The following is a 12591-nucleotide window of genomic DNA, read 5'->3' as shown; positions in this document are numbered from 1 at the left end:
GCCTCCACGGTGAGAGCCCGACCTTATCCCCCGTCCGCGTCGTTCGCTGGGGTCGCGAAACGGCACCGGTCAGCCGGGCCAGTTCACCCCGATGAGCATCGGCTCGGGCTCCAGGCCCACTCCGAAGGCGTCGTGGACCCCGTCCCGGATCTGCACCGCCAGGGCCAGCAATTCGGCAGTGGTGCCGCCGCCGCGGTTGACCAGTGCCAGCGTGTGCTTGCTCGAGATCGCCACCCGCCCACCCGGACCGGCGAAGCCCTTGCCGAATCCGGCGCGTTCGATCAGCCAGGCCGCGGAGAGCTTCGCACTGCTCGCCGCAGTGGCTTGGCCCGGCTTCGCCGGGGCTCCTTGAACGGCCAGGCCGGCACTCGCCGGCTCGTCCGGCACGGGGTACCGGGGGTAGCTGACGTCCGGGCCGAGCCGCTCGCGGATCGCCCGATCCACGTCGGCCAGCTGCGCGGCGGTCAGAATCGGATTGGTGAAGAAGGAGCCGACGCTGCGGGTGTCGGGGTCGTCCGGGTCGAGGACCATGCCCTTGGCCCGGCGCAGGCCGAGTACCGCCTCGCGCACGGCGGCGGCCGGGGCGGTCGCGCCGGGCGTCACGCCGAGGGTGCGGGCCAGTTCGGAGTATTTGACGACGACCGGCCCCCGCGTGAGCCGGACCGTGACGTCGGTGATCACCCCCGCGTTCGTGCCCCGCAATGTCGAGCTGCGATAGCGCAGTCGTAGGTCGGACGCGGGCACCGGGAAGGTGCGGCCCGAGGGCCGGTCGAACAGCGTCACCGACTCCAGCACCTCGGCGATCTCGGTGCCGTAGGCGCCGACGTTCTGCACCGGGGTCGCGCCGGCCGAGCCGGGGATGCCGGACAGCGGCGCCAGCTCGCCGAACCCCTCCGCGGTCAACGTCGCGACGACCTCGTCCCAGTTCTCGCCCGCGCCGACGGTCACCAGGGCGGACTCGCCCGCGGGGACGACGCGGATCCCACGGATCGCGATCCGCACGACCGGAACGTCGATGCCGGCGTCGGCGACCACCAGGTTCGACCCGCCGCCCAGCACCAGCACGCCGGAGCCGGTCCGATCGGCGTCGCCGACGATCCGGCGAACGTCGTCCGCGGTGTGCGCCTCCGTGAGTCCGGGGGCGGGCCCGCCCAGCCGGAGAGTCGTCAGGTCGGCGAGACGGACGGGTGTAGCCACTCGGACAGGGTAGGCAGTGCCCGGGAACGCACCGACTCCGCCGCGTCACCGGAACCACACGAACGCGGCCTACGGTGAGAACGGTACGGATGGGTGACGGGAAGGAGCTTGCGGTGCGTCGAACGCCCGGATGGCGAAAGGCCAGGTCTGTCGGCTGGATCGCGCTCGCGCTGACCGCCCTGCTCGCCCTCGGCGCCTGCGGGTCCCAGAGCGGTGACGAGGTGGTCACCGTGACATCCACCGCCGGTGCCCCGGTCACCGTGTCCGGGCTGGATCAGTCCGCCGCGCCGAGCAGCGACACCACCGCACTGAACACCAAGGTGCGGGTCAGCTCGAAACCGAAGTTCGGCTCCACCGACGTCGCGCCCAACGACCCGATCACCGTCACCGTGTTCTCGGCCAAGATCAAGGACCTGACCGTCACCGGCGACGACGGCTCGAACGTCACCGGCACCATCTCGGACGACAAGGCCACCTGGACGGTGGGCCAGCACCTGGCCTACAACACCACCTACACGTTCAACGGCACGGCCACCGACGCGGACGGCAACGACACCCCGTTCACCGGGACGCTGCAGACGGTCAAACCGGAGTCGACGGTGCGGGCGTCGTTCCAGATTCCCAACGGCACCACGGTCGGGGTGGCCGCGCCGATCATCATTACCTTCGCCGAGGCCATCGGCGACAAGGCCGCCGCGCAGCAGACGTTCAAGCTGACCACCGACAAGGGCGATATCAAGGGCTCCTGGGGCTGGCTGCAGGACGAGGACATCCAGGGCACCGGAGTCAAGCAGTCGATCGTGCATTTCCGGCCCGCCGACTTCTGGCCGGCGAACACGAACGTGCATGTCGAGGCGAACCTGGCGGGCGTGGACTACGGCGGCGGCAAATGGGGGCGCGAGGACATCTCCAGCGACTTCACGATCGGCCGCAAGCAGATCGTCCAGGCCGACGTGAACACCTTCCACATGGTGGTGCTCGTCGACGACCAGGTGGTGAAGAACTACCCCGTCTCGTACGGCAAGGAGTCCGTGCCCGGCCGGGCCACGGTGAGCGGCATCCACGTGGTGACCGAGAAGTTCCCGACCTTCTCGATGTGCAACCCGGACTTCGACTACTGCAACGTCGAGGAGAAGTGGGCCGTCCGGATCAACAACAACGGCGAGTTCATTCATGAGAATGCGCTCACGACGCCCTACCTCGGCAAGGAGAACGTCTCCCACGGCTGTATCAACATGGGCGTGGGCGACGCCGAGGAGTATTACAACTCGGCCCTCTACGGCGATCCGGTGATCGTGTCGAACACCGGGGCGCAGATGAGCGAGAAGGACTCCATCTACGACTGGATCTACTCCTTCGCCGACTGGCAGAAGTTGTCCGCGCTGTAGAACGCGCTGACAGCAACGCCCAGGCGGCCGGCCGTCGCGCCCTCAACTCGGCCGCTTCGGCTTCACGGACAGTGGGCCAGAACCAGAGAATGCGACCACCCGCGCGCCGTCCGCATCCTCGCCCGAGCCTGGGCCACCATCATCGGAGATGCTGGCAGGACGGCACCGCCTCCAACCCGCCGCACACGGCGGCCTGCAACGCATCCTCAACCAAGATCAACAATCGATGGCGGCTTGACACAGGGCAACTCCTGCGTCGCCAGATTGCCTGCGCCCGTCCTGCTGGCAACGTGGCGGCCTGGCCAGCTCGGCCGACGCGAAGGCGGCACTGAGCCGGGCGTACCGTGGCGGCGACATGGGCAGACACTCCGCACACTCCGATCCCGATGGTCCCCAGGACCCGGCGAATGGGGCCGGACCGGCGATCAGGCGGCTCGCGGCGATCTCGTTGCACACCTCTCCGCTCGCCCAGCCGGGTAGCGGCGACGCGGGCGGCATGAACGTCTACATCGACCAGACCGCCCGCCGACTGGCGGCGCGGGGGGTCGAGGTGGAGATCTTCACCCGGGCGACGTCGTCCGACCAGCCGCCGATCGTCGAGATGGCGCCGGGCGTGCTGGTCCGGCACATCGTGGCGGGCCCGTTCGAGGGCCTGGACAAGGAGGACCTGCCCGGCCAGCTGTGCTCGTTCGCCGCGGGCGTGATGCGGGCGGAGGCGCGTCAGGCGGTGGGCCACTATGACCTGGTGCACTCGCACTACTGGTTGTCGGGTCAGGTGGGCTACCTGGCCAAGGACCGATGGGGAGTGCCGCTGGTGCATTCCGCGCACACCCTGGCCAAGGTGAAGAACGCCGCCATGGCCGAGGGTGACGACCCCGAGCCACGCGGGCGGGTGATCGGCGAGGACCAGGTGGTCGCCGAGGCCGACCGGCTCATCGCCAACACCGCGGCCGAGCGGCGGGACCTCATCGACCTGTACGACGCACAGCCGGGCCGGATCGACGTGGTTCCCCCCGGGGTGGACACCGTCCTGTTCAGCCCCGGCGACCGGGCCGCGGCTCGGCGGGCCGTCGGCCTGGATCCCGACGAGAAGGTCATCGTGTTCGCCGGACGGATCCAGCCCCTCAAGGGACCGGACGTCGCCGTGCGTGCGGTGCACCGGCTCGCCGACCGCTTTCCGGAGCATCGCTGGCGGCTGATCATCGTCGGCGGCGCGTCCGGCACCGGACGGCGACCGGGGCACCGGCTGCACGAGCTGGTGGACCTGCTGGGCACCCGGGACACCATCGATTTCCGGCCACCGGTTTCGGCGGCGGAGTTGGCGATCCTGTACCGCGCCGGCGACGTGGTCGCCGTGCCGAGCTATAACGAGTCATTCGGGCTGGTCGCGATCGAGGCGCAGGCGTCGGGGACGCCGGTGGTCGCGGCCGCGGTCGGCGGGCTGACCGTGGCCGTGGACGACGGCGTGAGCGGGTTGCTCGTCGACGGCCACGATGCGGACCTCTGGGCGGACGCCCTGGCGCGGATCGCGCTCGATCCGAGCGCCCGTGACCGGCTGTCGACCGGCGCGCGCCAGCAAGCACTCCGGTTCTCCTGGGAGGCGACGGTGGACGGGCTGCTGGCGGCCTACCGGGCGGCGCGGTCCAGGGCGCTGCCGGCACGGATCGTGGAACGATTCGACGCCGAACGGCTCATGCGGGTCGCCGGCCGCTGACCGGTCGGCTCCGATGCGGGCGCAACGGGGAACCGACGAGGGAAACGGAGGCGGCAGGAATGACGCCGACGAGTGCCGACGCTGATGGGAGATGGACGCTGACTCCGGATGAGATCGCGGCCGCGCTGACCGAACTCGGCGTGGATTTCCTCCGGCCCGAGGACGACGCGATGCTGGTCACCTTGCCGGGCGAACGCCGGCACCGGACGCTGGTCTGGCTGCTGGTGGGCGCGCACCACGTCGTTGTCGAGTCCTTCGTCTGCCGCAAACCCGATGAGAACACCGAGCAGGTGTACCGATTCCTGCTGCAGCGCAATGCGCAGTTGCGGTCGGTCGCCTATGCGGTCGATGGGGACGGGGATATTCATCTGGTAGGCCGGCTGGGCCGGGCGTCGCTGACCGCGGACGAGCTGAACACCGTGCTCGGCGTGGTGCTGGCCACGTCCGATGCGGACTTCAACCCGATCCTCGAGCGGGGGTTCGCCTCGGCGATCCGGCGGGAATGGGCCTGGCGGACCTCGACCGGGCAATCGGTGGCCAACCTGACCCAGTTCCGGCATCTGATCGACCCGGCGTGATTGACCCTTGGCCGCTGACGGAGGGTGAACGGTCATCGGAATAGAGGGCACAGGGAGTGCCGGAATCGTCCCGGATATCACCTGATCGGGGTCGAACAACCGCGATCGAACACCCGAACGAAGTATGTAGTGCTGCACGTACAGTAACTACACTGGAGATCGCTGGGCACAGCAACGTCGAGTAAGGTCACACCGGACTTCAGGATCGTCCAGGCGCGTGACACAACACCTGGGGGAATGCCCGTGGCCGGGCGACAGCGTCGAGCACCGATGGTGCTGTCGCGTGCCATCGCCCTGTCCTGGCGCACCCGGCGGACGACCCGTCCCGATGGGTGGTTGGCCCCGCAGGAACGAGCCGGCTATGCGGAGCCGGCCCCGGCCGTCGAGCCGGTGAACCGCACCGCCCTGTCGGTCCGGCTGCTGGCCGGGGCCGCCGTCAGCGCCATCGTCCTGACGTTGGCCGTGCCGGCCGCCGAGGCCCTCGCCGCCATCCCGGCCACGCCCGACGTGGGGGCGGCGGTGACGGCGCCGCCCGTCTGCGCTCCGGGCCAGGAGTCGACCCCGGAATCCGGATCGGGGACCCCCGCACCGTTGGGCAACCTGCAGGGCCTGCCGGACGACGTGGCCGGCGGCGGGGTCTTCGCCGGGGTTGCCCTGGACGCCGAGCAGGTCAAGATGGCGGCCACCGTGATCGCCGTGGGCAAGCAGATGGGCATCACCAAGCGCGGGGTCGAGATCGCCGTTGCCGTGGCCACCCAACAATCGAGTCTGCGCCCTGAGGCAGTGAATGACGAGTGGCTCGGCCTGTTCCAGCAGAACCCCGTCACCTACACCCAATACCGGCGCACCGAGCCGGCCGGGGCGGCCTGGATGTTTTACGACCAGCTGATCAAGCAGGTGCCCGGGTACGACACCGACCCCCGATCCGACGATGAGATCGGCGAGGTCGTCCAGAAGACCCGTACCGGATGGCGGTTCGCCGAGTACACCGCCATGGCCACCGCCCTGGCCGACCGGCTGTCGGACACGGTGACCATCGCGCAGGACGAGGTGGTCTGCACGCCGGCGCCCGCCGAGCAGGTGTCCACCGGATCGGCGTTCGATCCGGGCAACATCGTCTCGGACGCCGTGTTCTACAACTCGTCGGCGATGACGGTCGACCAGATCCGCACCTTCCTGCTGTCCGAAGGTGAAGGGTGCACCGCCGCCGCGTGCCTGAAGAACCTTCGGATCACCACCACCAGCCAACCCGCGGATCGGTACTGCCAGGCCTACACCGGCGGCACGAACGAGGACGCGGCCACCGTCATCGCCAAGTTCTCCACCGCCTGCGGCGTCAACCCGCAGGTCATGCTGGTGACGCTGCAGAAAGAGTCCGGCCTGCTCAGCCGGACCGACACCACGGCGGGCACCTACAACGCGGCCTGGGGTTGGCATTGCCCGGACACCGGCCCCGGCGGCAGCGCCAACTGCGACCCGGCCTATGCCGGTTTCTTCAACCAGGGCTACGGCATGGCCAAGCAGTGGGCCCGCTACCGGGTCGACCCGGGCAAGTACAACTACCAGGCCGGCCAGACGGTCAACATCCTTTGGAACGTCGTCGAGTCCGGTTGCGGCGGCGCCCCGGTGACGATCAAGAACCAGGCGACCGCCTCGCTGTACAACTACACCCCGTACCAGCCGAACCCCGCGTCGCTCGCCGCGTACCCGGGCACCGGCGACGCCTGCTCGGCGTACGGAAACCGAAACTTCTTCTTCCTGTTCCGCAAGTACTTCGGCTCCACCGGTGGCGGCGCGTCCACCACGACGGTCAACGCCGCCGTGCGGGCCACCGGTACCGCGGTGAAGGTGCCCAACAGCCCGTATGTCTCGGCGGCGCTGGCCGGGCAGACGATCACCGCGCCGACCCCGCAGGTCGCCGCCGGGCTGGCCGCCGGATTCAGTGCGCTCGGTCTGCCCTACGTCTGGGGTGGCGGCGGTTCCGGGGCGGGCCCGAACAACGGCTGCGCCCGGGGCGGCGGCGACTACAACAGCTGCGGCCCCGATATCGGCTTCGACTGCTCGGGTCTGACCGCGTACGTGCTCGGCATGGCCGGCTATCAGACTCCCGGGGACTCGGGATCGCAACGCGGCGCCGGCGTGTCGGTCAGCTGGTCGGACGCGCTGCCCGGCGACATCGTCGGCTTCCCCGGCCACGTCGCGGTCTACCTGGGCACCATCGGCGGGCGGCCGTACATACTCGAGGCATCCTGGGTCGGCACCCCGGTGCACATCGTGCCGCTGACCCGGACCGATATGGACGACCGGGTGCACCGGTACTGGACCGGCAGCCCGGTCCGCACGTCCGGCGTCGCCGATTTCGGGTCGCTGGTGCGGATCAACAGCTACGGGGCACCGGGCTACTCGTCGGGCTCGCCCGGGTCGTTCGGCACCGTCGTCTCCCAGTCGCGCGGGGCAACGACCTATACCCCGAACATTCCGCGCATCCGGCCGGTGCCGTTCCCGGCGCCCGCGCCGGTGGTCACGCTGCCAGTGCCCGATCCGGCCCCCGACGCACCGCCCACCACGACGATCGAGCAGCCGCCGCCGGCCACGACAACACCCGGGCCGGCGCCCGCCCAACCGGTCACCACTGCGCCGAGCAGCACCGCGCCGAGCAGCACCGCGCAGAGCAGCACCGCGCCGGTCGCTACCGCGCCGGTCACTACAGCACCGGTCACCGGCGGGCCCGCCGTGTCGACGGCGAGCGGAACGAACGGTGCCGGCGGGGCTACGACGACGAGCTCAACGACGGCGGGTTCCCCGCCGCCGGGCTCCCCGACGCCGTCGTCCGCGAGTTCGTCAACCACGTCGTCGGGTGCGACCTCCGACACCGCCACGACAACGAAGACCACCGCGTCCGGCGCGCCGACGATGAGTTCCTCGACGATCTCATCGAGCGCCGGTGGCTCGGCCACGCCGGCGAGCCCGACCGCCACGCCCACGCCGACGCCGCCGGCGACCGGTACGTCACCGGCGACCGAGGCGGTCGTGGCCGAGACGACGGTGTCGGCCGAGGCGACGGTGTCGGCCGAGACGACGGTGTCGGCCGAGACGACGGTGTCGGCCGAGGCGACGGTGTCGGCCGAGGCGACGGTGTCGGCCGAGGCGACGGTGTCGGCCGAAGCCGGCTCTGCGGAGAACACCGGAGCCGACGATGCCACGGAGACGACAGAGACGACACAGACGACGACGGACACCGCATCCCCGGATGGCTCGGTGGCGGCGATCACCGAGACGACCACCACCACCGAGGCCCGCTCGGCGCCGGGGCCGCGGGCGCCGGGTGGTCCGTCGCGGAGCGCCGATCTGTGGAGCACCGGTCCGCGGTCCCGGCGAAGTGGCGTCGACCGCGGCACGGCCGCCCCGGACCCGGGGGAGCCGGCCGGGCGTTGAGCCTTGGCCGGGCCGCCCCGGCACCGGGGCCACCCCACTGAATCCCGCGCTCCGGCATGCGGCCCCGCCCACCCCCGGACTCGCCACATCCGCAGGTTCCCGGTGCGTCGGAACCGGTGGGTGAGGCGAGTCGGTCGGGCCACGGGATCCCGGTCGGCCAAGGTCACCGTTGCCCAACCGTGACCTTGGGCGTGCAGCGTCTCGGCCGGCGTTCTCCGTCCAGTAAGCACCGACCGCCGACGGTGCCGCGGTCGGACCCGGAACGCGAGCCCACGGAGGACGGTCATGAGGCGTATTCCCACGAAGCGGGCGGCGACCAGGGTGCTCGCCCCGGCCCTGCTCGCCGTGCTGGCCGCGAGCCTGGTGGCCTGCACATCGCAGTCCGCCTCGGACAGCGGCAACGCCGCCGCCTACTCCGGGTCGGCCGCGGCGATGGCCACCCAGGCCGCGCCGGAGCGGGCGAACGCCGGGGCGGATGCCGCCGCCGGTGAGGCCGCTGCGCCGCCCGCGCCCGATAGCGCCGGGTCGGCGGGTGGGTCGGCAGGTGGGTCAACCGCGGGCGGGCAGATCCTCGGCACCGTCCCGGTGGACGGCACTCAGGTGATCAGGACCGCAGACCTGACCGTGCGGCTCGAGGTGCAGCCGGTGACGCCGACCGACGACGCTTCCGCCGACCGTGACGCCAACGCCAGGACGCGCGCCGACGCCGTCGCCGCCGCCGCCGGCTCCCTTCGCGGGACCGCGGCCACCGTGGGCGGCTTCGTCGCCGGTGCGGACGGCGGCGGGTCGCAGATGTCGGTCACGCTTCGCGTCCCGGCCAACCAGTACGACGCCGTGCTCGACAAGATCGCGGGCCTGGGTCAGGTGACCGGCCGGACCGAGAGCTCGCAGGACGTCACCGCCCAGATCGTCGACGTGAACAGCCGGGTCGCCAGCATGACCGCGAGCGTCGCCCGGGTGCGCGCGCTGCTCGACCAGGCCACCAGCATCGCCGACGTCATCTCCATCGAGTCCGAACTCGCCTCGCGGGAAGCCGATCTCGAGGCATTGCAGCAGCAGCAGGCCTACCTGCAGGGGCAGGTCGCGATGTCGACGATGACCGTCGGCCTGATGGCGGTGACCCTGCCGGCGGCCGGGGAGACCGAACCCGCCCCCGACACCGGCTTCGTGGCCGGCATCAAGGCCGGCTGGGACAATCTGCTCCAGTTCCTGACCTGGCTCGGTGCCCTGATCGGCGGGCTGCTGCCGTGGCTGCCGCTGATCGCCATCGTGGTCGGCATCGGCTGGTGGGCGGCTCGCCGCCTGCGCCGGCCGGGGTCCGGCCGCACCGGATCCGTCCCGCCGGCTCCGGTCGACCCGGAGCCGAACCAGGCCCGGGCCGACGAGGAATCCCGCGAACCCGCCGGCGTGAGCTGAGTGGACCGTCCACAGCCCGGCCCTCGACGGGTACGTTCGCCCGGGCTGCGGAACAATACCGGCATGACCTACACCTTGATTCTGTTGCGCCACGGCGAGAGCACCTGGAACGCGTTGAACCAGTTCACCGGCTGGGTGGACGTCCCGCTCTCCGACAAGGGTCGGGCCGAGGCGTCGCGCGGCGGTGAGCTGTTGACGGCGGCCGGGGTGCTGCCCGACGTCCTGCACACCTCACTGCTGCGGCGGGCGATCATGACGGCCAACCTCGCGCTGGACGCGGCCGATCGGCACTGGATCCCGGTGCGCCGCTCGTGGCGGCTCAACGAGCGGCACTACGGCGACCTGCAGGGCAAGGACAAGAAGGAGACCCTGCAGCAGTACGGCGAGGAGCAGTTCATGCTGTGGCGTCGTTCCTACGACACCCCGCCGCCGCCGATCAGCGACACCAACAAGTACTCCCAGGCCGACGATCCGCGGTACGCCGACCTCGGCGACGACGCCCCGAAGACCGAGTGCCTGGCCGACGTCGTCGCCCGGATGGAGTCCTACCTGTACGGGCCCATCTTCGACGACCTGAAGGACGGCAAGACCGTGCTGGTTGCCGCGCACGGCAATTCGCTGCGCGCCGTGGTCAAGATGCTGGACGAGATCAGCGACGAGGGCATCGCCAAGGTCAACCTGCCGACCGGTATCCCGCTCAAGTACGAGCTCGACGACAACTTCAAGCCGATCAAGCCGGGTGGCGAATACCTCGACCCGGACGCTGCGGCCGCGGCGATCACCGCGGTGGCGAATCAGGGGCGCTGAATCGGTCATGGACGCCCGGTGAACTCCGGGTGAATCCCTGGGCCGCCGGCCGCCGGATGGTGGCCCGGCGGCCACCGGGGCGTCGGATCGCGGTCCGGATCGCCCTACCATCACGGTTGTGTCGGGCGCGGGTTATGTGGCAGTCGCGGTGGGTGGGTGCGCCCTCGGGTGGCTGAGTGCTTGGCTGGTCCTGCGGCCCCGGCGGGCGGACGCGGCCCGCCAGGTGCCGGCGCCGGATTCGTTGGAGCGCGAGGTGTTGCGCCGGTCCTCGACCGGTTACCTGGTGCTCAGCCCGCAGGGTCGGCCGTTGCTCAGCAATCCCCGCGCCCGCGAACTGGGGGTGCTGGTCGGCGGCATCGTCGACCGGGGCGTGCTGGACGCGGCCGAACGGGCAGCGGTGTCCGGCGAACCGGTCGACGTCGAGCTCGAGCCGGTCCAGCCGCCGTCGTTGACCACCGCGACGACGCCGTCGACGGCTCCGACGGCCATCCGCGCCGTGGTGCAGAGCATCGACGACGAACGGATCCTGGTCGCGGTCACCGACGAATCGGCTGCCCAGCGGGTGGAAGCGGTGCGCCGCGACTTCGTGGCCAACGTCTCGCACGAGCTGAAAACTCCGGTGGCCGCCATCGGGCTGCTGGCCGAAGCCACCCTCGACTCGGCCGACGATCCGGAGTCGGTCCGGCACTTTGCCGGACGTCTGCATTCGGAGTCGACCCGGCTGGGGGCGCTCGTCACCGAACTGATCACGCTCTCCCGGCTGCAGGGTGCCGACCCGCAGGCCGACGCCGCAGTCGTCGAGGTCGATGCGGTGGTCGATGAGGCGATCCGTCGGCAGGCGGCCGCGGCCGAGGCGGCCGGTATCACCGTGGTAGCCGACGAGGACTCCATGCTGCTGGTCCGGGGGGATCGGGCGCTGCTGACGATGGCGCTGACCAACCTGGTGAGCAACGCCATCAACTATTCGCCGGCCGGGACCCAGGTCTCGGTCAGCCGGACCACGAGCGAGGGACACGTGCGGATCGCGGTGACCGATCGCGGGGTGGGCATCGCCCCCGAATACACCGAGCGGGTCTTCGAAAGGTTCTTCCGGGTCGATCCCGCCCGATCCCGATCCACCGGCGGCACCGGGCTGGGCCTGGCCATCGTCAAGCAGGTCGCCGCCAACCACGGCGGGACCGCCACCGTATGGAGCCGTCCGGGCCTGGGCTCGACCTTCACGTTGAGTGTGCCGAACTACCCCGGCGCCGACGGCCTCGGAGCCGCCGCGCCATCGAGCGGGACCCCGTCGTCCGTCCACCGAGGAGCAGCATGACCAGGGTCCTGATCGTTGAGGACGAGGAATCGATGGCCGAGCCGCTGGCCTTCCTGTTGCGCAAGGAAGGCTTCAGCACGGAGATCGCGGTCAACGGCCCGGACGCACTGGAGCTGTTCGACCGCTCCGGTGCGGACATCGTGCTCCTGGACCTGATGCTGCCCGGGATGAGCGGCACCGAGGTCTGCCGCCAGCTGCGAATTCGCGGCTCGGTACCGGTGATCATGGTCACGGCCAAGGACACCGAGATCGACAAGGTCGTCGGACTCGAACTCGGTGCCGACGACTACATCACCAAGCCCTATTCGACCCGGGAATTGATCGCCCGCATCCGGGCGGTGCTCCGCCGTGGTGTCGAGGTCGAGGACATGCATTCACCGGTGCTGCAGGCCGGTCCGGTGCGAATGGACGTCGACCGGCACGTGGTCAACGTGCACGGCGTGCCGACGTCGCTGCCCTTGAAGGAATTCGACCTGCTCGAATATCTCATCCGCAACGCCGGGCGGGTGCTGACCCGCGGGCAGTTGATCGATCGGGTGTGGGGTGCTGACTATGTCGGCGACACCAAGACCCTTGACGTCCACGTGAAGCGGCTGCGAGCGAAGATCGAGCCCGACCCCGCGGCCCCCCGATATCTGGTCACCGTGCGGGGGCTGGGGTACAAGCTGGAGGCCTGACCCGGCGCGGGCGCTCGCGACCGGGGATCGATGGCCTGCGCGGCCCGGTACCGTGGCTGGAGGC

The 12591-nt window shown here is 70.6% G+C and carries 9 protein-coding genes; 8 read left to right on the top strand and 1 reads right to left on the bottom strand.

Features of this window, described 5'->3' with window-relative positions; genetic code table 11:
* Positions 1-69: 69 nt before the first annotated feature.
* Complete coding sequence (locus ACILSK_RS04855; protein WP_395725999.1) at positions 70-1197, bottom strand: UDP-N-acetylmuramate dehydrogenase; 1128 nt, start codon at positions 1195-1197, stop codon at positions 70-72.
* A 113-nt stretch (positions 1198-1310) separates the two neighbouring features.
* Between ACILSK_RS04855 and ACILSK_RS04850 the strand changes: the two genes are divergently transcribed.
* The 8 genes from ACILSK_RS04850 (at position 1311) to ACILSK_RS04815 (ending at position 12527) form a co-directional block, all read left to right on the top strand.
* Positions 1311-2585, top strand: a complete 1275-nt coding sequence (locus ACILSK_RS04850) for an Ig-like domain-containing protein (protein ID WP_395725998.1) — start codon at positions 1311-1313, stop codon at positions 2583-2585.
* A 355-nt stretch (positions 2586-2940) separates the two neighbouring features.
* Positions 2941-4299 (top strand): D-inositol-3-phosphate glycosyltransferase, encoded by a 1359-nt coding sequence (gene mshA, locus ACILSK_RS04845; protein WP_395725997.1) that lies wholly within the window; start codon positions 2941-2943, stop codon positions 4297-4299.
* A gap of 59 nt (positions 4300-4358) precedes the next feature.
* Positions 4359-4877 (top strand): YbjN domain-containing protein, encoded by a 519-nt coding sequence (locus tag ACILSK_RS04840; RefSeq protein ID WP_395725996.1) that lies wholly within the window; start codon positions 4359-4361, stop codon positions 4875-4877.
* A gap of 270 nt (positions 4878-5147) precedes the next feature.
* Entirely contained in the window at positions 5148-8312 is a 3165-nt protein-coding gene (locus ACILSK_RS04835; RefSeq protein ID WP_395725995.1) for a C40 family peptidase, read from the top strand.
* A gap of 285 nt (positions 8313-8597) precedes the next feature.
* Positions 8598-9728 (top strand): DUF4349 domain-containing protein, encoded by a 1131-nt coding sequence (locus ACILSK_RS04830; RefSeq protein ID WP_395725994.1) that lies wholly within the window; start codon positions 8598-8600, stop codon positions 9726-9728.
* Positions 9729-9791: 63 nt separating this feature from the next.
* A complete protein-coding gene (locus ACILSK_RS04825; RefSeq protein ID WP_395725993.1) occupies positions 9792-10535 on the top strand; it encodes a phosphoglyceromutase in 744 nt (247 codons plus the stop codon).
* Positions 10536-10653: 118 nt separating this feature from the next.
* Positions 10654-11850, top strand: coding sequence for a sensor histidine kinase (locus tag ACILSK_RS04820; RefSeq protein WP_395725992.1), 1197 nt, complete (start codon positions 10654-10656; stop codon positions 11848-11850).
* A complete protein-coding gene (locus tag ACILSK_RS04815; RefSeq protein WP_395725991.1) occupies positions 11847-12527 on the top strand; it encodes a response regulator in 681 nt (226 codons plus the stop codon). The genes ACILSK_RS04820 and ACILSK_RS04815 overlap by 4 nt, the downstream gene beginning before the upstream one ends.
* The last annotated feature ends 64 nt before the right edge of the window (positions 12528-12591 follow it).

Source organism: Nakamurella sp. (assembly GCF_044224575.1).
Taxonomy (GTDB): Bacteria; Actinomycetota; Actinomycetes; order Mycobacteriales; family Nakamurellaceae; genus Nakamurella.
Note: the sequence above shows the minus strand (reverse complement) of the source record. Positions and strands in the feature narration are given on the sequence as shown.